Raw genomic sequence first — 20,361 nt, 5'->3', positions numbered from 1 at the left:
CGCCCCACACCTGGGGAGCTACGAGCAACACGCGCGCCCGTTGTCCCCCACTATCTAAAGGGTGTGGGGGTGCCCCCACTGCTCGGAGACTAGCGGGCAAGTCCGCCGGAGTCAGCGAGAACAGCGGAAAAGTCCTGGTCAGCCTCCGCCAGGCCGGACATTTCAGACATATTGCCCCGGATTTGAGGATGTATTCACGATCGGGCGGTCGCCGAAGTGCCCGGCGAAGCACTCGCCCGGCTCTCGCCGGAGCCCTCACCGACCTGCGACGACATCCCGGATCTCGCCCGCGAACCGCTCCGCGGCCGCCCGCAGCGCCCCGGCATCGGGACCGTGACGCAAAACACCTCGGCTCACGTTTGGAACCACGTTGCGCACCGCGGGCCCGAAGACCGTGGGCAGGTCGGCCGCCGTCGCCCCCTGCGCGCCGACGCCCGGCGCGAGGAGCGGACCGTTGATGTCGAGGTCGTACGACGACAGGTCGCCGACCGTGGCGCCGACGACGGCGCCGAAGGAGCCCAGCGGCTCCTCCCCGGCGTTCTCGGCGGCGAGGTGGGCGAGCACGGTCGCGCCGACCGTTCGCCCGTCGGCGCGCACCGCGTGCTGCACCTCAGGCCCCTCCGGGTTGGAGGTGAGCGCCAGCACGAACAGGCCGGCCCCGCTCTCCCGGGCCAGCGCGACGGCCGGGCTGAGCGAGCCGTAGCCGAGGTACGGGGAGACGGTGAGGGCGTCCGAGAACAGCGGGGCGTCCTTGCTCAGGAACGCCTCCGCGTACCCGGCCATGGTCGAGCCGATGTCGCCGCGCTTGGCGTCCATCACGACCAGCGTCCCGGCCGCCCGCGCCTCCTCCACCACCCGTTCCAGCACGGCGATTCCGCGCGAGCCGAACCGCTCGAAGAACGCGCTCTGCGGCTTCATCACGGCGACCCGGTCGGCCACCGCCTCGACGACGGTGCGGCTGAACCGCTCCAGGCCCGCCACGTCGTCGTTCAGACCCCACTCGGAGAGCAGCGAGGCGTGCGGGTCGATGCCGACGCACAGCGGACCGCGCTCGTCCATGGCGCGGCGCAGCCGCGCGCCGAAGGGCTCCAGCGGGCTCATACGGACTTCCTCACGTCGGCGCCGACCGCGTCGGCGAGGGTGGCGTACGGACTGGTGCGCAGGCGTGCCGCGAGGCCCTTGTGGACGGCGCGGCCCCAGAAGGGACCCTGGTAGATGAAGGCGCTGTAGCCCTGGACCAGCGTGGCACCGGCGAGGATGCGCTGCCAGGCGTCCTCGGCGTCCTCGACACCGCCGACGCCGACCAGGGTGATCCGGTCGCCCACGCGCGCGTACAGCCGCCGCAGCACCTCCAGGGAGCGCGCCTTGAGCGGCGCCCCGGAGAGCCCGCCGGTCTCCTTCACCAGCGCGGGATCCGACCGCAGCCCGAGCCCCTCGCGCGCGATCGTCGTGTTGGTGGCGATGATCCCGTCCAGGCCCAGCTCGACGGCCAGGTCGGCGACGGCGTCGACGTCCTCGTCGGCGAGGTCCGGCGCGATCTTCACCAGGAGCGGCACCCGGCGGTTGGCCACCACGCGGTCGGCGGCCTCGCGCACGGCCGTCAGCAGCGGACGGAGGTGATCGACGGCCTGGAGGTTGCGCAGGCCCGGCGTGTTCGGCGACGACACGTTCACGACCAGGTAGTCCGCGTACGGCGCGAGCCGCTCGGCCGACTTCACGTAGTCGCCGACGGCCTCGGCCTCCGGTACGGCCTTGGTCTTTCCGATGTTGACGCCCACGACGGTCCTGAACACGGTCTCACGGGTCGCCAGCCGCGCGGCCACGGTCAACGAGCCGTCGTTGTTGAACCCCATCCGGTTGATCAGCGCCCGGTCGCCGACGAGCCGGAAGAGCCGCTTGCGGGGATTGCCCGGCTGCGCCTCGCCGGTCACGGTCCCGATCTCGACGTGGTCGAACCCGAGCATCGACATCCCGTCGATCGCGACGGCGTTCTTGTCGAACCCGGCGGCCAGCCCGAAGGGCCCGTGCATCCGCAGCCCGAAGGCCTCGGTGCGCAGCTCCTCGTAGCGGGGCGCGAGCGCGGCCGCGACGAAGGTGCGCAGTACGGGGATGCGGGCGGCGAGCCGGATCCACCGGAAGGCGAGATGGTGAGCCTGTTCGGGATCCATCCGCTTGAAAACAAGGTTGAAGAAGATCTTGTACATCGTGTCCTCATGAAGAGGGGGACACCGTTTTCCGGTGCCCCCCTCGTAGACGGCTGGGCAACGCACCTTCCAGGGGCGCTGGGATTCCCCCCGGCCGAAGGCTGGGGGAGGAACTGCGCGACCGGTCACCACCGGCCCGCAGCCGAACCACGGCCTGTCAGTCCCTCGCGGCCGTCAACCGCTCCGCGTGCTCCTGGAGCGACCGCACCCCCACGTCCCCGTGGTTCAGCGCGTCGATCCCCTGCACGGCCGCCGCAAGGGCCTGCACGGTCGTCAGACAGGGCACCGACCGGGCCACCGCGGCCGTCCGGATCTCGTACCCGTCCAGGCGACCCCCGGTGCCGTACGGAGTGTTGACGATGAGGTCCACCTCGCCGTCGTGGACGAGCTGCACGATCGTCCGCTCGCCGTTGGGGCCGACCCCCTCCGACTGCTTGCGCACGACGGTCGCGTTGATGCCGTTGCGCTTGAGCACCTCGGCCGTGCCGGAGGTGGCCAGCAGCTCGAAGCCGTGGGCGACCAGCTCACGCGCCGGGAAGATCATGGAGCGCTTGTCGCGGTTGGCGACGGAGATGAACGCACGGCCCTTGGTCGGCAGCGGCCCGTACGCCGCGGCCTGCGACTTGGCGTACGCCGTGCCGAAGACGGAGTCGATGCCCATGACCTCGCCCGTGGAGCGCATCTCCGGGCCGAGGACGGTGTCGACGCCCCGGCCGTGGATGTCGCGGAACCGCGACCACGGCATGACCGCCTCCTTCACGGAGATCGGCGCGTCGAAGGGCAGCTCGCCACCGTCGCCGCGGGCCGGCAGCAGCCCCTCGGCGCGCAGTTCGGCGACGGTCGCGCCCAGCGAGATCCGGGCGGCGGCCTTGGCCAGCGGCACCGCGGTCGCCTTCGAGGTGAAGGGAACCGTGCGGGACGCGCGCGGGTTGGCTTCGAGGACGTAGAGGATGTCCCCGGCCATCGCGAACTGGATGTTGATCAGACCGCGTACGCCGACACCCTTCGCGATGGCCTCGGTCGAGGCGCGCAGCCGCTTGATGTCGAAGCCGCCGAGCGTGATCGGGGGCAGGGCGCACGCCGAGTCGCCGGAGTGGATGCCGGCCTCCTCGATGTGCTCCATGACGCCCCCGAGGTACAGCTCCTCGCCGTCGTAGAGCGCGTCGACGTCGATCTCGATGGCGTCGTCCAGGAACCGGTCGACGAGGACCGGCCGGGTGGGGCTGATCTCGGTCGACTCGGCGATGTACGCCGCCAGCCGGGTCTCGTCGTAGACGATCTCCATGCCACGCCCGCCGAGGACGTACGACGGGCGGACGAGCACCGGGTAGCCGATCTCGTCGGCGATGGCCTTCGCCTCGGCGAAGGTGGTCGCCGTGCCGTGCTTGGGGGCCGGCAGGCCCGCCTCCGCGAGGACCCGGCCGAAGGCGCCCCGGTCCTCGGCGGCGTGGATCGCCTCGGGCGAGGTGCCGACGATCGGCACGCCGTTGTCCTTGAGCGCCTGGGACAGGCCCAGCGGGGTCTGCCCGCCCAGCTGCACGACCACACCCGCGACCGGTCCGGCCTGCTGCTCGGCGTGCACGATCTCCAGCACGTCCTCCAGGGTGAGCGGCTCGAAGTAGAGCCGGTCGGAGGTGTCGTAGTCGGTGGAGACGGTCTCCGGGTTGCAGTTGACCATGACCGTCTCGTAGCCGGCGTCGCTCAGCGCGAAGGACGCGTGCACGCAGGAGTAGTCGAACTCGATGCCCTGGCCGATGCGGTTGGGGCCGGAGCCCAGGATGATGACGGCCGGCTTCTCGCGCCGCGCGACCTCGGTCTCCTCGTCGTAGGAGGAGTAGAAGTACGGCGTCTTCGCGGCGAACTCGGCGGCGCAGGTGTCGACCGTCTTGTAGACCGGGCGCACGCCCAGCGCGTGCCGGACCTCGCGCACGACGTCCTCGCGCAGGCCGCGGATCTCGGCGATCTGCTGGTCGGAGAAACCGTGCCGCTTGGCGTCGGCGATCAGCTCGGCGCTCAGCTCCGGCGCCTCGGCCAGCTCGTCGGCGATCTCCTTGATCAGGAAGAGCTGGTCGACGAACCACGGGTCGATCTTGGTGAACTCGAAGACCTCCTCGGGGGTGGCACCCGCCCGGATGGCCTGCATGACCGTGTTGATCCGGCCGTCGGTGGGCCGTACCGCCTCGTGCAGCAGCGTCTGCTTGTCGCCGGGTTCGCCGACGAAGGTGAACTGGCTGCCCTTCTTCTCCAGCGAGCGCAGCGCCTTCTGGAAGGCCTCGGGGAAGTTGCGGCCGATGGCCATCGCCTCGCCGACCGACTTCATGGTCGTGGTGAGCGTGGAGTCGGCGGACGGGAACTTCTCGAACGCGAAGCGCGGGGCCTTGACGACCACGTAGTCGAGCGTGGGCTCGAAGGAGGCCGGGGTCTCCTGCGTGATGTCGTTGGGAATCTCGTCCAGGGTGTAGCCGACGGCCAGCTTCGCGGCGATCTTCGCGATCGGGAAGCCGGTCGCCTTGGAGGCGAGCGCCGAGGACCGCGACACGCGCGGGTTCATCTCGATGACGATGACCCGGCCGTCCTCGGGATTGACGGCGAACTGGATGTTGCAGCCACCGGTGTCGACGCCGACCTCACGGATGACGGCGATGCCGATGTCGCGCAGGATCTGGTACTCGCGGTCGGTCAGCGTCATCGCCGGCGCCACGGTGATCGAGTCGCCGGTGTGCACGCCCATGGGGTCGAAGTTCTCGATGGAGCAGACGACCACGACGTTGTCGTGCTTGTCGCGCATCAGCTCCAGCTCGTACTCCTTCCAGCCGAGGATGGACTCCTCCAGGAGCACCTCGGTGGTGGGCGAGAGCGTGAGGCCCTGCCCGGCGATGCGGCGCAGCTCCTCCTCGTCGTGGGCGAAGCCGGAACCGGCGCCGCCCATGGTGAAGGACGGGCGGACGACGACCGGGTAGCCGCCGCCGAGCTCCTCGACACCCGCGATGACCTCGTCCATGGTGTGGCAGATGACCGACCGGGCGGACTCGCCGTACCCGATCTTCCTGCGCACCTCCTCCACGACCTCCTTGAACAGGTCGCGGTCCTCGCCCTTGTTGATGGCCTCGACGTTGGCGCCGATCAGCTCGACGCCGTACTTGGCCAGGACGCCGTTCTCGTCGAGCGAGATCGCGGTGTTCAGCGCCGTCTGACCGCCCAGGGTGGGCAGCAGCGCGTCGGGGCGCTCCTTGGCGATGATCTTCTCGACGAACTCCGGGGTGATCGGTTCGACGTAGGTGGCGTCGGCGATCTCCGGGTCGGTCATGATCGTCGCCGGGTTGGAGTTGACCAGGACGACCCTGAGGCCCTCGGCGCGCAGCACGCGGCAGGCCTGGGTGCCGGAGTAGTCGAACTCGGCGGCCTGGCCGATGACGATCGGGCCGGAGCCGATGACCAGGACGGACTGGATATCGGTGCGCTTAGGCACGCTGGCCCTCCATCAGGGAAACGAAGCGGTCGAACAGGTAGGCGGCGTCGTGCGGGCCCGCTGCCGCTTCGGGGTGGTACTGGACGGAGAAGGCCGGCTGGTCGAGCAGCTGCAGCCCCTCCACGACGTCGTCGTTCAGGCAGACGTGCGAGACCTCGGCGCGGCCGAACCTCGTGTCGCTGACCTTGTCGAGCGGCGCGTCGACGGCGAAGCCGTGGTTGTGCGCGGTGACCTCGACCTTTCCGGTCGTACGGTCCTGGACCGGCTGGTTGATGCCCCGGTGGCCGTACTTGAGCTTGTAGGTGCCGAACCCGAGCGCGCGGCCGAGGATCTGGTTGCCGAAGCAGATGCCGAAGAGCGGGGTCCTGCGCTCCAGGACGGCGGACATCAGGGCCACCGGGCCGTCGGCCGTGGCCGGGTCGCCGGGGCCGTTGGAGAAGAACACGCCGTCCGGGGAGACGGCGTACACGTCGTCCTCGGTGGCGGTCGCGGGCAGCACGTGCACCTCGATGCCGCGCTCGGCCATCCGCTGCGGGGTCATGCCCTTGATGCCGAGGTCGACGGCGGCGACGGTGAATCGCTTCTCCCCGACGGCCGGGACGACGTACGCCTCCTTGGTGGCGACCTCCTCGTACAGCGAGGCGCCCTTCATGTGCGGCTGGGCCCGCACGCGCGCGACGAGCTCGGCGTCGGTGGCGATCGCCTCGCCGGAGAAGACGCCGGCGCGCATCGAGCCGCGCTCGCGCAGGTGGCGGGTGAGGGCGCGGGTGTCGATCCCGGAGATGCCGACCACGCCCTGGGCAACCAGTTCCGCGTCCAGCGAACGCTTGGCGCGCCAGTTGGAGGGCACGCGCGCGGGGTCGCGCACGACGTAGCCGGAGACCCAGATGCGGCTGGACTCGTCGTCCTCGTCGTTCCACCCCGTGTTGCCGATCTGCGGGGCGGTGGCGACCACGATCTGGCGGTCGTACGACGGGTCGGTCAGGGTCTCCTGGTAGCCGGTCATGCCGGTGGAGAACACGGCCTCGCCGAAGGTCTCCCCCACGGCCCCGTAGGCGCGGCCGCGGAAGATCCGGCCGTCCTCCAGGACGAGTACCGCGGGAACCTTGCCGGCTCCCCTTGTGGAGGTCGTCATCGTTCGGCGCCTTCCGTGCTGGGTGTCTTGGTCATGGAGTTGATGGCGTCGACCCACTCGGTGTGCTCGGCCGCGTGGTCGGAGCGGAAACCGGAGTCGATCAGCTTGTCGCCGTGCGCCCAGGTCACCACGAGGAGTCCGCCCTCGGTGAGGACCTTGCCCGCGATGCCCTTGCCGAGCAGGGCCTCGCGGAGCGCGTCGGCGGGGATGAAGAAGTCGGTCGCGCCGGGGCGCACGACGTCCAGGCCCGCGTCGGTCAGGGTGAGCTCGGCCCGGCTGCGGGAGCCGAGGCCGCGGGCCACGATGCGGTCCAGCCACTGCCCGGCGGTGGTGGAGCCGTGGTAGCGGCCGCTCATGGTCAGTTTCGCCTCGCCGGGGTCGTCCGGCGCGGTGGGGAGCTCGGGGAGGTCGCCCTGGAGGGTGCCGCGCCACTTCCAGCCCTCGCGCATCAGCCAGTAGACGAGCGCGACGAAGAGGGCGAGGCCGACCAGCCAGCCGATGCGGGCCCACCAGTCGGTGACCGCGGCCGACTTCTTCTCGTCGGCCAGCAGGATCAGAGGTGTCACGTCAGCTTCCCGTCCACGAGCGTCGCCTTGCCCCGCAGCCACGTGTGGGTGACACGGCCCGGCAGCTCGCGTCCCTCGTACGGGGTGTTGCGGCTACGCGAGGCGAAGCCCGCGGGGTCCACCAGGCCACGGTATTCCGTGTCGACGAGCGTGAGGTTGGCGGGCTCGCCTGCCGAGACGGGACGGCCGTGACCGGCGGCCCCGCCGATCCGCGCGGGCTTGACGGACATGCGGTCGGCGACACCGGCCCAGGTCAGCAGGCCCGTGTCCACCATGGTCTCCTGCACCACCGACAGCGCGGTCTCCAGGCCGACCATCCCCATGGCGGCCGCGGCCCACTCGCAGTCCTTGTCCTCGTGCGGGTGCGGGGCGTGGTCGGTGGCGACGATGTCGATCGTGCCGTCCGCCAGGGCCTCGCGCAGCGCCAGGACGTCGCGTTCGGTGCGCAGCGGCGGGTTGACCTTGTAGACCGGGTTGTACGACCGCACCAGTTCGTCGGTGAGGAGCAGGTGGTGCGGGGTGACCTCGGCGGTGACGTCGATGCCGCGGGACTTGGCCCAGCGCACGATCTCGACGGAGCCGGCGGTGGACAGGTGGCAGATGTGGACGCGGGAGCCGACGTGCTCGGCGAGCAGGACGTCACGCGCGATGATCGACTCCTCGGCGACCGCGGGCCAGCCGCCGAGCCCCAGCTCGGCGGAGACGACGCCCTCGTTCATCTGGGCACCCTCGGTCAGCCGCGGCTCCTGGGCGTGCTGGGCGACGACCCCGCCGAAGGCCTTCACGTACTCCAGGGCGCGGCGCATGATCACGGCGTCGTCGACGCACTTGCCGTCGTCGGAGAAGACGGTGACCCCGGCGGCCGACTCGTGCATGGCGCCCAGCTCGGCGAGCTTGCGGCCCTCCAGGCCGACGGTGACGGCGCCGATCGGCTGGACGTCGCAGTAGCCGTGCTCCTGGCCGAGCCGGTAGACCTGCTCGACGACGCCGGCGGTGTCGGCGACCGGGAAGGTGTTGGCCATGGCGAACACGGCCGTGTAGCCGCCGCTCGCCGCGGCGCGGGTGCCGGTGAGGACCGTCTCGGAGTCCTCACGGCCCGGCTCGCGCAGGTGGGTGTGGAGGTCGACCAGGCCGGGCAGCAGCACCCGGCCGGCCGCCTCGACGACCTCGGCGCCGTCGGCGGACAGGCCGGAGCCGACCGCCGCGACGACCTCACCGTCGATCAGGACGTCCTGCGGCTCACCGCCGAGCACCTTCGCACCACGGATCAGGATCTTGCTCATGGGTCTTACTTCTCCTCGGTGGTGCGGGCGTGGCTGACGGCGGGTTCGTTGCCGCCGAGCAGGAGGTACAGAACCGCCATCCGGATGGAGACTCCGTTTGCGACCTGCTCGACGACGGTGCAGCGCTCGGAGTCGGCGACCTCGGCGGTGATCTCCATGCCGCGCACCATCGGGCCGGGGTGCATCACGATGGCGTGCTCGGGCATCTTCGCCATGCGCTCGCCGTCGAGGCCGTAGCGCCGCGAGTACTCGCGCTCGGTCGGGAAGAACGCCGCGTTCATGCGCTCGCGCTGCACCCGCAGCATCATCACGGCGTCGGACTTGGGCAGTACGGAGTCGAGGTCGTACGACACCTCGCACGGCCAGCGCTCGACACCGACCGGCACCAGGGTGGGCGGGGCGACCAGGGTGACCTCGGCGCCGAGGGTGTGCAGCAGGTCGACATTGGAGCGGGCGACCCGGCTGTGCAGGACGTCGCCGACGACGGTGATGCGCTTGCCGGCCAGGTCCTGCCCCGTCCCGGCGTCCCGGCCGACCAGGCGGCGGCGCATGGTGAAGGCGTCCAGGAGGGCCTGGGTGGGGTGCTGGTGGGTGCCGTCGCCGGCGTTGATGACCGCGGCGTCGATCCAGCCGGAGTTGGCGAGCCGGTAGGGCGCTCCGGAGGCGCCGTGCCGGATGACGACCGCGTCGACGCCCATCGCCTCCAGGGTCTGGGCGGTGTCCTTCAGGGACTCGCCCTTGGAGACGCTGGACCCCTTGGCGGTGAAGTTGATGACGTCGGCGGAGAGGCGCTTCTCGGCGGCCTCGAAGGAGATCCGGGTCCGGGTCGAGTCCTCGAAGAAGAGGTTGACGACGGTGCGGCCGCGCAGGGTCGGCAGCTTTTTGATCGGCCGGTCGGCGACCCGGGACATCTCCTCGGCGGTGTCGAGGATCAGGACGGCGTCGTCGCGGGTGAGGTCGGCGGCCGAGATGAGATGACGCTGCATCTGTCAGGCTCCGTAAGGAAGTTCACATATCGGGAGATTGCGGGCAGGCAAGGGCGCACCGGGGTGGTGCGGGTCCCTCGGCCTGCTACGGGGTCGGCTTCGCACCGAGCAGGACGGTGTCGCGACCGTCCTCCTCGGCGAGCAGGACCTTGACCGTCTCCCGCAGCGACGTGGGGAGGTTCTTGCCGACGTAGTCGGCGCGGATGGGCAGTTCGCGGTGGCCGCGGTCGACGAGGACCGCCAGCTGGACCGCACGGGGGCGCCCGATGTCGTTCAGGGCGTCGAGGGCGGCGCGGATGGTGCGGCCGGAGAAGAGCACGTCGTCGACGAGGATCACGAGTCTGCCGTCGATGCCGTCACCGGGGATCTCGGTGCGGGCCAGCGCACGCGGCGGGTGCATGCGCAGGTCGTCGCGGTACATGGTGATGTCGAGCGAACCGACGGGCATCTTGCGGTCGGTGATCTGCTCCAGCTTGGCGGCGAGCCGCTGGGCGAGGAAGACGCCGCGGGTCGGGATGCCGAGGAGCACCACGTCGTCGGCGCCCTTGGCGCGCTCGACGATCTCGTGGGCGATGCGGGTCAGCACCCGCGCGATGTCCGGGCCCTCGAGAACGGGCCGCGCCTCGGAGGCCTGCGCCGCGGCTCCGGACTGTTCCTGCTGGTCGGGCTTTTCCTGCTTGTCCATACGAAACGGACCCCCTTCTCCGCCTCACGGGACGGACCTTAAAGGACGTCGGATTTGCGCCATCCACGGTAGCAGGTGACCGAGAGGTGCCCGATCACCCCCCTGGCGTAATCGGTCATCGCCACCACGGAAGAGTCGGTGCGGACCATTCGGCTTGACGCAACAGAGTAACGCTGCGTAACCTCACAGTGAGTTACCAGCCGCGCGGCAGGAACCAAGGCCGGCCGCGTCGACACAGTGTCCGGGGAGCTATATGTCCAGCGAATACGCCAAACAGCTCGGGGCCAAGCTCCGGGCCATCCGCACCCAGCAGGGCCTTTCCCTCCACGGTGTCGAGGAGAAGTCCCAGGGTCGCTGGAAGGCCGTGGTGGTCGGTTCGTACGAGCGCGGCGACCGTGCCGTGACCGTACAGCGCCTTGCAGAGTTGGCGGATTTCTACGGGGTCCCGGTGCAGGAGCTGCTGCCCGGCACGACGCCCGGCGGTGCCGCCGAGCCCCCGCCGAAGCTGGTCCTCGACCTGGAGCGGCTGGCCAACGTGCCGGCCGAGAAGGCGGGACCGCTGCAGCGCTACGCGGCGACGATCCAGTCCCAGCGCGGTGACTACAACGGCAAGGTGCTGTCGATCCGCCAGGACGACCTGCGCACCCTGGCCGTCATTTACGACCAGTCCCCCTCGGTCCTCACCGAGCAGCTGATCAGCTGGGGCGTCCTGGACGCGGACGCCCGCCGCGCGGTGGCCACCCACGAAGAGGCCTGACCCCCACCACACCTGAGCAGAAACGTGCCGCCGGGGTGGCCGGAACTCGACGGTTCCGGCTGGCCCGGCGGCCTTTAAAACGCCCCGTGGGGGCTCGGGGAACTGCGCGAGCGGCCCCACACGGGCCGCAGCCGACCTACCACCGCACCACCCCACCCATGGGCGCACACGAACGCCGGAGGGCCTGCAGCGAGGCACGCTGCAGGCCCTCCGGCGTTTCGTCGGCTCACGCCTCGCGGCGCAGCGACGGCTTCAGCTCCTTGAGACGTCCCAGGAGCCCGTTCACGAACGAGGGCGACTCGTCCGTGGAGAACTCCTTCGCGAGCTGCACCATCTCGTCGAGGACGACGGCGTCCGGCGTCTCGTCGACCCAGATCAGCTCGTACGCGCCAAGGCGCAGGATGTTGCGGTCGACGACAGGCATCCGGTCCAGCGTCCAGCCGACGGCGTACTGGGCGATGAGCTCGTCGATACGCGTGGCGTGCTCGGCGTAGCCCTCGACCAGCTGCATCGTGTACTCGCTCACCGGCGGCTGCCGGGTGTCGTCCCGGGAGAGCCGGATCCAGTCCGCGAGCACGGTCAGGACGTCGGCCCCGCGCTGGTCGCCCTCGAAGAGGATCTGGAAGGCGCGCTTGCGGGCCGTGTTGCGGGCAGCCACGGTTAGCTGTTCACCCGGCCGAGGTAGTCGCTGGTGCGGGTGTCGACCTTGATCTTCTCACCGGTCGTGATGAAGAGCGGGACCTGGATCTGGTGGCCGGTCTCCAGGGTGGCCGGCTTGGTGCCGCCGGTGGAGCGGTCGCCCTGGACGCCCGGCTCGGTCTCCTGGATGGTCAGCTCGACGGCGGCCGGGAGCTCGACGAAGAGCACCTCGCCCTCGTGCTGGGCGACGACGGCCGTGAAGCCCTCGATCAGGAAGTTCGCGGCGTCGCCGACGGTCTTCCGGTCGATGTGCAGCTGGTCGTACGTGTCCATGTCCATGAAGACGAAGTAGTCGCCGTCCATGTACGAGAACTGCATGTCGCGCTTGTCGACAGTGGCCGTCTCGACCTTGACGCCGGCGTTGAAGGTCTTGTCGACCACCTTGCCGGACAGCACGTTCTTGAGCTTGGTGCGCACGAAAGCGGGGCCCTTGCCGGGCTTGACGTGCTGGAACTCGACGACGGACCAGAGCTGGCCGCCTTCGAGCTTGAGCACCAGGCCGTTCTTGAGGTCGTTCGTGGAAGCCACGGTTGCGGAATCTCCTGGACTGACGTGGACGACCCCGGGGCACGCACCTTGCCTAGAGTGCGAGCAGCTCCTTGGTCGTGATGGTGAGTAGCTCGGGTCCGCCGTCCGCCTCGGGGCGTACGACGAGCGTGTCATCGATCCGGACGCCGCCCCGGCCCGGGAGGTGGACCCCCGGTTCGACGGTGACCGGCACGCAAGCGTCCAGTTTACCCATGGCTGAAGGGGCGAGCTGCGGGTCCTCGTCGATTTCGAGTCCGACGCCGTGTCCGGTGAGGGGCTGGAGGCCCTCGGCGTAGCCCGCGGAGTCCAGTACCTGGCGGGCGGCGCGGTCGACGTCCCGGTGGGCGGCGCCGGGAACCAGGCTCTCCCGGCCGGCCCGCTGGGCGGCGAAGACCAGGTCGTAGAGGTCGATCTGCCAGTCGGCGGGCGAGGTGCCGATGACGAAGGTACGGCCGATCTCGCAGCGGTAGCCGCGGTAGGTGGCGCCGAGACAGACGGTCAGGAAGTCGCCCTCCTCGACCCGCCGGTCGGTGGGGCGGTGGCCGCGGCGGCCGGAGTTCGGGCCGGTCGCCACGGAGGTGGGGAAGGCCGGGCCGTCGGCGCCGTGGTCGACCAGGCGCCGCTCCAGTTCCAGGGCGAGGTGCCGTTCGGTACGGCCGACGAGGATCGACTCCAGCAGCTCGCCGAGGGCCTGGTCGGCGATCTCGGCGCCGATGCGGAGGCAGGAGATCTCCTCCTCGTCCTTGACGACCCTGAGCTGTTCGACGGTGTTGCCGAGGTCGGTCAGGCGGAGGCCTGGGGCGACGGAGGCGAGGGCGCGGTGCCGGGCCACGGTGAGGTGGTGCTCCTCGACGGCGAGGGTGTCGGCGTCCTGGGCGGCGGCGAGGCCCGCGGCGGCCACGGCGGGGTCGCCGCCGGGTCCGGCCAGCAGGTGCGGCCGCAGAGCTTCGTCGGGGCCGGCCTCCCCGGGGCGGTCGTCCAGCGGGCCGGGGCAGACCAGGAGGTCCTCGCGTCTGCCGAGGAGCAGGACGGAGCCCTTCGGTGTGGCGCCGGCGAGGTATCTCACGTTGGCCGGGTGCGAGATGACGGCGGACTGGCTGCCGGCCGCGTGGCAGCGTTCCCTCAGCCTGGTTCGGCGGGCCGCGTACACGTCTGACATGAGTCGAGCGTAGGAGGGGTGGGCGGTTTGTGCCGGTTGAAGGGGGCCGAGTGGGGTGGCTGAGCACCGTCTCCGGGTGCGGGTCCGTGGGGGTTCTCGCGCCGTTCCCCGCGCCCCTGAAGCCGCAGGCCGTCCCTCGGCCGCCGGACGGTGGGGGGTTCTCGCGCCGTTCCCCGCGCCCCTGAAGCAGCAGGCCGTCCCTCGGCCGCCGGACGGTGGGGGGTTCTCGCGCCGTTCCCCGCGCCCCTGAAGCAGCAGGCCGTCCCTTGGCCGCGGGTCGGTGGGGGTTCTCGCGCCGTTCCCCGCACCCCTGAAGCAGCAGGCCGTCCCTCGGCCGCCGGACGGTGCGGGCCGTGGTGCTGAAACTGCGGGGCTGGGGCGTGGCTTGGTTACCAGGTTGGGGGGCTTGCTATGGCTCGGGTGAGGACCTCGTCCAGGACTCTGGCCGTTGCCGGGACGTCCAGCTGGGAGTTGTCGATGATGGGGAGGCCGGAGCCGTACCAGCCGGCCATGCGGCCGTGGATGCGGGCCACCTCGTCGTCGGTGAGGCGGCGGTTGCCCCTGCGTTGCGCGTTGCGTTCCAGGACGATGTCGAGGCCCGGGAGGAGGACGACCGGGAGGAGGCCGGGGCCCACGTGCCGCTTCCAGCCGCCGAGGCCGACGACCGGGCGGTCCGGGAAGACCGCGTCGTCGAGGATGCACGAGATGCCGTTGGCGAGGAAGTTGCGGGCGGCGAAGCCGCAGGTGCGGCGGGCCAGGCGGTACTGGGCCTCGGAGTGGTCGTTCCACCCGGACTGCGGGTCGGCGAAGCCGGAGCGGACCCACTCGCGGACGTCGTCGAGGCTGATGTGGGCGGTGGGCACCCGGCGGTGGTCGGCCCAGTACTTGGCCACGCTGGTCTTGCCCGCACCGGCGGGGCCGATCAGGAGGACGGCCAGGGTGGTGGTCGTCGGGTCGGGGACCGTGGCGGCGGGGGGCGCGCTCGGCATGCCCACCGGGGCGCCCGGCGGCAACGGGACGTGACCCGTGGTGTCGGGCGGCAGCGGGGGAAGCGGCGGCTGCGGGGGCGCGGTCGGTGGCGGCGGCACGGGCGCGGGCCCCTGCGGCGCTCCCGGGTGCTGTGCGGCCGGCTGCCAGCCGGTCGGTCCCTGCCCCGGCTGATGGGGCGGCGGCAGCGGAGATCCCACTGCGTGCTGCATCCGGTGCCACTCCGTCTCGTCATGTTCGGCTGCGCTCGTTACCGAACGGTACCGCCCCCGGTGGTCGTTTGGTGAAACGGCCGGGGGCGGTCCGAAGTGCCCGTTCCACACGGTGAATCGGGCAGAAGGAACAGCTGCAGACCTACTGCCCGACCTCGCCGTACGCGGCGAGCAGCACGGCCGGGTCCGGGCCCTCCAGGACGGTCGGCTTGGCGAGGCCGTCCAGGACGATGAAGCGGAGCAGGTCACCGCGGGACTTCTTGTCGACCTTCATGGTCTCGACCAGCTTGGGCCACTGGTCGTAGCGGTAGTGCAGCGGGAGGCCGACGGACTCCAGGACCGTGCGGTGGCGATCGGCGGTCGCGTCGTCCAGGCGCCCGGCCAGCCGGCCCAGTTCGGCGGCGAAGTGCATGCCGACGGCGACCGCGGCGCCGTGCCGCCACTTGTAGCGCTCGTTCTTCTCGATGGCGTGGCCGAGCGTGTGGCCGTAGTTGAGGATCTCGCGCAGGCCCGATTCCCTGAGGTCGGAGGAGACGACCTCCGCCTTCACCCGGATGGAGCGTTCGACCAGCTCGGCGGTGTGCGGGCCGGCCGGGGTGCGGGCGGCCTCGGGGTCGGACTCGATGAGCTCCAGGATCACCGGGTCGGCGATGAAGCCGGCCTTGATGATCTCGGCGAGCCCGGAGACGTAGTCGTTGACCGGGAGCGAGTCGAGGGCGGCCAGGTCGCAGAGGACGCCCGCCGGGGGGTGGAAGGCGCCGACCAGGTTCTTGCCCTCGGCGGTGTTGATGCCGGTCTTGCCGCCGACGGCCGCGTCCACCATGGCGAGGACGGTGGTGGGGACGGCGATCCAGCGGACGCCCCGCAGCCAGGTCGCGGCCACGAAACCGGCGAGGTCCGTGGTCGAACCGCCGCCCACGCCGACGATCACGTCGGAGCGGGTGAAGCCGGACTGGCCGAGCGCCTTCCAGCAGTAGGCGGCGACCTCGGCGGTCTTGGCCTCCTCCGCGTTGGGCACCTGGATGGCCACGGCCTCGTAGCCCTGCCCGGCCAGGTCGGCGCGGAGCGCGTCGCCGGTCTCGGCGAGTGCCTCGGGGTGGATCACGGCCACCCGCTTCACCCTGTCCCCGATCAACCCGCCGAGCTCGCCGAGGAGCTGACGGCCCACCAGGACCTCGTACGGCTCGGTGCCCGCCGTGCCGCCGACCTGGATCCGGGTGACTGCCTCGCTCATGCTTCCTTCAACTCCAGTGCGTCCAGGGCTGCTTGGGTGACCTCTTCGGGCGTACGGCCGTCCGTCGCCACGACGGCCGTGGCGACCTCCTCGTACAGGTGCCGCCGCGCCTCCATCAGCTCGCGCCACTGCTTGCGCGGGTTGATGGCGAGCAGCGGCCGGGCCGCGTTCAGGCCGGTGCGCTTGACGGCCTCCTCGACGTCCATCGAGAGGTAGACCACCGTGCGGCCGGCCAGCAGACCCCGCGTCTCCGCGTCGAGGATCGCGCCCCCGCCGAGTGCGAGGACACCCTCGTGCTCGGCCAGCGCCACCCGCACCGCCCGCTTCTCGATCGCCCGGAAGACCGGCTCGCCCTCGGCCACGAAGATGTCGGCGATGGCGCGGCCCTCGGCGGCGACGATGTCCTCGTCGGTGTCCCGGTAGCCGACGCCGAGCCGCTCGGCCAGCAGCTGCCCGACCGTGGACTTGCCCACCCCCATCGGCCCGACCAGCACCACCCTCGGTGCGCTGGTCACCGGATGGCCAGGTTCTCGAGGTACGACCGGACGTTCCGGCGGGTCTCGGGGACCGAGTCGCCGCCGAACTTCTCCGCGACCGCGTCCGCGAGGACGAGCGCGACCATCGCCTCCGCGACGATCCCGGCCGCCGGCACCGCCGACACGTCCGAACGCTGGTGGTGGGCCTGGGTGGCCTCGCCGGTCGCCACGTCCACGGTCTGCAGGGCCCGGGGCACGGTCGCGATCGGCTTCATCGCGGCCCGCACCCGCAGCAGTTCACCCGTGGACAGGCCGCCCTCGGTGCCGCCGGCCCGGCCGGAGACCCGGCGGATGCCCTCGGGCGTGCTGACGATCTCGTCGTGGGCCTTGGAGCCGGGCACCCGGGCCAGCTCGAAGCCGTCGCCGATCTCGACGCCCTTGATCGCCTGGATGCCCATCAGGGCTCCGGCGAGGCGGGCGTCCAGCTTGCGGTCCCAGTGGACGTGCGAGCCGAGGCCGACGGGGACGCCGTAGGCCAGCACCTCGACCACACCGCCGAGCGTGTCGCCGTCCTTGTGCGCCTGGTCGACCTCCGCGACCATCGCCTTCGACGTGTCGGCGTCCAGGCAGCGCAGCGGGTCGGCGTCCAGCCGCTCGACGTCGGCCGGGGTGGGGTAGACGCCGGCCGGGGCCTTCACGGAGCAGAGTTCGACGACGTGCGAGACGATCTCGATGCCGGCCGTCTCCTTCAGGTACGACCGGGCGACGGCGCCGAGCGCCACGCGGGCCGCGGTCTCCCGGGCGGAGGCGCGCTCCAGGACCGGGCGCGCCTCGTCGAAGCCGTACTTCTGCATGCCGGCCAGGTCGGCGTGGCCGGGGCGGGGCCGGGTCAGCGGGGCGTTGCGGGCGAGCCCGGCGAGGATCTCCGGGTCGACCGGGTCGGCCGCCATGACCTGCTCCCACTTGGGCCACTCGGTGTTGCCCACCATGATCGCGACCGGGGAGCCGAGGGTGAGGCCGTGCCGGACACCGCCGAGGAAGGTGACCTCGTCACGCTCGAACTTCATGCGCGCACCGCGGCCGTAGCCGAGCCGCCGCCGCGCCAGGTGGTCGGCGACCATCTCGGTCGTGATCGGCACGCCGGCGGGAAGGCCCTCCAGCGTCGCGACAAGTGCGGGACCGTGGGACTCCCCCGCGGTCAGCCAACGCAGCCTGCTCAACGATGCTCCTCAGTGCTCGCGCCCTGGTACTGCCCTGCGTACGCGCGTCCTCGCGTACGGCGACGGCCGACCGGGTGGGCGGGCCCCGGTCCGTCATGTCCGATCCTCCCACGTCCGGGCCCTGGACCCGGCGCCCGGTCCAGCAGACGGACGCGGATCCGCCGGGTCAGCGCTCGGTGAGCGCCTTCTCCCCGGCCCGCCGCATGGCGTCGACCGGCGCCGGGCCGCGGCCGGTCATCTGTTCGACCTGGAGCACAGCCTGGTGCACCAGGAGGTCGAGGCCGCTGACGACGGCGCCTCCGAACATCGACCAGCGGGCGGCCAGCGCGGTGGGCCAGGGGTGGTAAAGGACGTCGAAGAGGGTGGTGGGGCGCTCCGGTACGGCGGTGGCGAGGGCGTCGGTGGTGCCGGCGGGGGTGGTGGCGATCACCAGCGGCGCGTGCAGGGCCTGCTCGGCGTCGGCCCAGTCGGCGGTGCGGACCTCGACGTCGAGCCGTTCGCCCCAGTGCCGCATCTCGGCGGCGCGCTCCTCGCTGCGGACGTAGGCGACGACCTCGCCGGTGCAGATCCGGGCCAGGGCGGCCAGGGCGGAGGAGGCGGTGGCACCGGCGCCGAGGATGGCGGCGGAGCCGACCTGTTCGATGCCGTGCTCACGGAGTGCGGCGACCATGCCCGGGATGTCGGTGTTGTCGCCGAGGCGGCGGCCGTCCTCGGTGAAGACGACGGTGTTGACCGCGTCGACCGAGGCGGCCGTCTCGCTGATCTCGTCGACCAGTGGGATGACCGCCCGCTTCAGCGGCATGGTCAGCGACAGCCCCGCCCACTCCGGTCCCAGCGTCCCGAGGAAGCCGGGCAGCCCGGCCTCGTCGACCTCGAAGCGCTCGTAGGACCACTCGGTGAGCCCGAGTTCGTCGTACGCGGCCCGGTGCAGCACCGGGGAGAGGGAGTGGGCGATGGGCTTACCGAGCACGGCGGCCCGGCGGGCGTCAGTTGCCCGAGTTGGCATTGAATTTTTCCTTGAGCTGCTGGAATTCCACGTAGGTCTTGGCGAATTCGGTGTTGTTCTGGCCGTCGGTCGCCACGAAATAGATCCAGCCGTCGTCGGTCGGATTCAGTGCCGCCTTCAGTGCGTCCTCGCCGGGGTTGCCGATAGGACCGGGCGGAAGCCCCTTCTGGGTGTACGTGTTGTACGGGTCCCGGTTGCTGTTGATCTCCGACTCGCTGATGTGGATGTTGCTGGTGCCCTTCAGGTAGTTGAAGGTCGAGTCGAATTGCAGCTTCTGGTTCGTCTCGGTGTTCGTGGGCTTGAGACGGTTGTAGATCACTTCCGCCATCTTGCGGAAGTCGTCGTGCGTCTTTCCTTCGGCCTGGACGAGGCTCGCGACCGTGATGACCTGCAGCGGGCTGTCCAGGTCGTACTTCTTGGCCTCCGCCTCCAGGTCGTAGCCGGCGTACTGCTCCTTGGCCGCGGCGACCATCTGTTTCAGGATCGCGTCGGGCTTCATGCCCTTGGCCGCGGGATAGGTACCCGGGTAGAGGAATCCTTCCAGCGGATCCATGATCTTGCTGTTGGTGTTCGCGTAACTCGGCAGGCCGAGGCTCTTGTACTGGGCCTTCGCGGCCTTCTTCGAGGAGCCGGCGGAAAGGCCGAGTTTCTTGTCGAGCGCCACATAGACGGCTGCCGCCCGCTCGCCCGGGGTGACCACCACATTGGCCTGGCTCTTCGGGTCGAGCATCAGCAGCACGCAGCTGGCGGCGGACATCTCCTTCTTGAGGGTGTAGGCACCCGCCTGGATCGTGTCGCCCTTGGAGTTCTGCGTCTGGGCGTGGACGAACGCGTCGACGCTCTTGACGACACCGGCTTCCTTCAGCCGGCGGCCGATCTCGTATCCGCCCGCGCCCTTGGGGATCTGGACGGTCACGGTCTCGCTGTTGCCGCTGCCCGCGTAGTCAGGAGCCGCGCCGAAACGATTTTGGTAGAAGTGCCAGCCGAAGTAGCCGACGGTGGCCGCGCCGCCGCCGAAGACCAGGCAGACCACCAGGCAGGCACAGCCGCTGCGGCGTTTCTTGGCGCCCTTGCCGCCCTTCGCGTCCTTGCCGCGGCCACCACCGCGGCGTCCTTTCGGATCGTCGTCCCCGTCGTCGTCACCGTCGTCGGCGCCCGTGAAGAAGGGGTGCTGCTCCTCTTCCTCCTCCTCGACGGCGGGCTCCGGCTTCGGCTCGGGCTCGGGGCGCCGGCGGCCGGGCGGCTCCGGGGGCGGGTAGGCGTCCTCGGTGCCGTAGAAGTCGGGCTGCTCGCCGCCGTAGGCCACCGGCTGCTGGCCGTAGGGGTCACCCGGGTCGGCGGCGTAGGGGACGTGGCCGTGGGTGCCGGTCGCGTCCCAGGTGCCCTGGTGGTACTGCTGCGGGGCGTGGCCGACGTACTGCTGCTGGTCGTACTGCTGCTGGGCGTGCCCTTGGACGTGCTGGCCGTGCCCGTCGGCGTACCGGAGTTGGCCCTGCTCGTCGTAGTACGCGTACTGCTGCTGGTCGTACCCGCCCTGCGGGTGCTGGCCCCAGTCGCCGTACTGCTCCTGCTGCGACTGCTGCGGGTAGTGCTGCGGCTGGCCGCCGTAGGGGGACTGCTGGCCCACGTGGGCCTGCTGTCCTCCCCACCCGTCGTCCCCGTACAACGGGTCCTCCGGGTGCCACGGTTCGGAGCCTGGGCCCCGGCCATACTCAGTCATCGATCCCCTAGAGCCGCGAGGCGGCGCGTCACGCG

At 71.1% G+C, this 20,361-nt stretch carries 18 protein-coding genes; 1 reads left to right on the top strand and 17 read right to left on the bottom strand.

From position 1 onward, the window contains the following. Positions 1-255: 255 nt before the first annotated feature. The 8 genes from pyrF to pyrR all read right to left on the bottom strand — a co-directional run bounded on the left by pyrF (position 256) and on the right by pyrR (position 10,328). Positions 256-1,101 (bottom strand): orotidine-5'-phosphate decarboxylase, encoded by an 846-nt coding sequence (gene pyrF / locus AB0472_RS04400; RefSeq protein WP_366353267.1) that lies wholly within the window; start codon positions 1,099-1,101, stop codon positions 256-258. Beyond that, positions 1,098-2,204, bottom strand: coding sequence for a quinone-dependent dihydroorotate dehydrogenase (locus AB0472_RS04395; protein ID WP_366353265.1), 1,107 nt, complete (start codon positions 2,202-2,204; stop codon positions 1,098-1,100). The genes pyrF and AB0472_RS04395 overlap by 4 nt, the downstream gene beginning before the upstream one ends. Before the next feature lie 157 nt (positions 2,205-2,361). Beyond that, on the bottom strand, positions 2,362-5,673 hold the full coding sequence (gene carB, locus AB0472_RS04390; RefSeq protein WP_366353263.1) for a carbamoyl-phosphate synthase large subunit: 3,312 nt from the start codon (positions 5,671-5,673) through the stop codon (positions 2,362-2,364). After that, on the bottom strand, positions 5,666-6,808 hold the full coding sequence (carA, locus tag AB0472_RS04385) for a glutamine-hydrolyzing carbamoyl-phosphate synthase small subunit (RefSeq protein WP_366353261.1): 1,143 nt from the start codon (positions 6,806-6,808) through the stop codon (positions 5,666-5,668). Before carA ends, carB begins: the two co-directional genes overlap by 8 nt. Beyond that, positions 6,805-7,374: a hypothetical protein gene (locus tag AB0472_RS04380; RefSeq protein WP_366353259.1), complete on the bottom strand. Its 570-nt coding sequence runs from the start codon at positions 7,372-7,374 to the stop codon at positions 6,805-6,807. Before AB0472_RS04380 ends, carA begins: the two co-directional genes overlap by 4 nt. Further along, positions 7,371-8,657 carry a dihydroorotase gene (locus AB0472_RS04375; RefSeq protein WP_366353257.1) on the bottom strand — a complete coding sequence of 429 codons (1,287 nt, stop codon included), beginning with the start codon at positions 8,655-8,657 and terminating at the stop codon, positions 7,371-7,373. The genes AB0472_RS04380 and AB0472_RS04375 overlap by 4 nt, the downstream gene beginning before the upstream one ends. A 5-nt stretch (positions 8,658-8,662) precedes the next feature. Continuing rightward, complete coding sequence (locus AB0472_RS04370; protein ID WP_366353255.1) at positions 8,663-9,643, bottom strand: aspartate carbamoyltransferase catalytic subunit; 981 nt, start codon at positions 9,641-9,643, stop codon at positions 8,663-8,665. Between the two features lie 85 nt (positions 9,644-9,728). Beyond that, the gene (pyrR, locus tag AB0472_RS04365; RefSeq protein WP_366353254.1) at positions 9,729-10,328 is read right to left on the bottom strand and encodes a bifunctional pyr operon transcriptional regulator/uracil phosphoribosyltransferase PyrR; all 600 of its coding nucleotides are present in this window, start codon (positions 10,326-10,328) and stop codon (positions 9,729-9,731) included. A 253-nt stretch (positions 10,329-10,581) separates the two neighbouring features. Here pyrR and bldD point away from each other — a divergent pair, with 253 nt between their 5' ends. Then, complete coding sequence (gene bldD, locus AB0472_RS04360; RefSeq protein WP_293993121.1) at positions 10,582-11,085, top strand: transcriptional regulator BldD; 504 nt, start codon at positions 10,582-10,584, stop codon at positions 11,083-11,085. Positions 11,086-11,311: 226 nt separating this feature from the next. Here bldD and nusB read toward each other — a convergent pair whose 3' ends face one another. From nusB to mltG, 9 genes are all read right to left on the bottom strand, one after another. After that, positions 11,312-11,743 (bottom strand): transcription antitermination factor NusB, encoded by a 432-nt coding sequence (gene nusB, locus AB0472_RS04355; protein WP_352367683.1) that lies wholly within the window; start codon positions 11,741-11,743, stop codon positions 11,312-11,314. Between the two features lie 2 nt (positions 11,744-11,745). Continuing rightward, positions 11,746-12,312 carry an elongation factor P gene (gene efp / locus AB0472_RS04350; protein ID WP_181803274.1) on the bottom strand — a complete coding sequence of 189 codons (567 nt, stop codon included), beginning with the start codon at positions 12,310-12,312 and terminating at the stop codon, positions 11,746-11,748. Positions 12,313-12,364: 52 nt separating this feature from the next. Continuing rightward, positions 12,365-13,471 (bottom strand): aminopeptidase P family protein, encoded by a 1,107-nt coding sequence (locus tag AB0472_RS04345; RefSeq protein WP_366353251.1) that lies wholly within the window; start codon positions 13,469-13,471, stop codon positions 12,365-12,367. Between the two features lie 389 nt (positions 13,472-13,860). Further along, entirely contained in the window at positions 13,861-14,670 is an 810-nt protein-coding gene (locus AB0472_RS04340; RefSeq protein WP_366353250.1) for a Pro-rich N-terminal domain-containing protein, read from the bottom strand. Positions 14,671-14,812: 142 nt separating this feature from the next. Then, the gene (gene aroB, locus AB0472_RS04335) at positions 14,813-15,904 is read right to left on the bottom strand and encodes a 3-dehydroquinate synthase (RefSeq protein ID WP_366353248.1); all 1,092 of its coding nucleotides are present in this window, start codon (positions 15,902-15,904) and stop codon (positions 14,813-14,815) included. Continuing rightward, complete coding sequence (locus AB0472_RS04330) at positions 15,901-16,383, bottom strand: shikimate kinase (RefSeq protein WP_366353464.1); 483 nt, start codon at positions 16,381-16,383, stop codon at positions 15,901-15,903. The genes aroB and AB0472_RS04330 overlap by 4 nt, the downstream gene beginning before the upstream one ends. Positions 16,384-16,415: 32 nt before the next feature. Next, positions 16,416-17,600, bottom strand: a complete 1,185-nt coding sequence (gene aroC, locus AB0472_RS04325) for a chorismate synthase (protein ID WP_366353246.1) — start codon at positions 17,598-17,600, stop codon at positions 16,416-16,418. 166 nt (positions 17,601-17,766) lie between these two features. Next, a complete protein-coding gene (locus tag AB0472_RS04320) occupies positions 17,767-18,606 on the bottom strand; it encodes a shikimate dehydrogenase (protein ID WP_366353244.1) in 840 nt (279 codons plus the stop codon). After that, the gene (gene mltG / locus AB0472_RS04315; RefSeq protein WP_366353242.1) at positions 18,587-20,326 is read right to left on the bottom strand and encodes an endolytic transglycosylase MltG; all 1,740 of its coding nucleotides are present in this window, start codon (positions 20,324-20,326) and stop codon (positions 18,587-18,589) included. Before mltG ends, AB0472_RS04320 begins: the two co-directional genes overlap by 20 nt. Between the last annotated feature and the right edge of the window lie 35 nt (positions 20,327-20,361).

It is taken from the genome of Streptomyces sp. NPDC086777 (genome assembly GCF_040702065.1).
Classification (GTDB): Bacteria; Actinomycetota; Actinomycetes; order Streptomycetales; family Streptomycetaceae; genus Streptomyces.
This window is presented reverse-complemented; position numbering and strand designations above follow the sequence as displayed.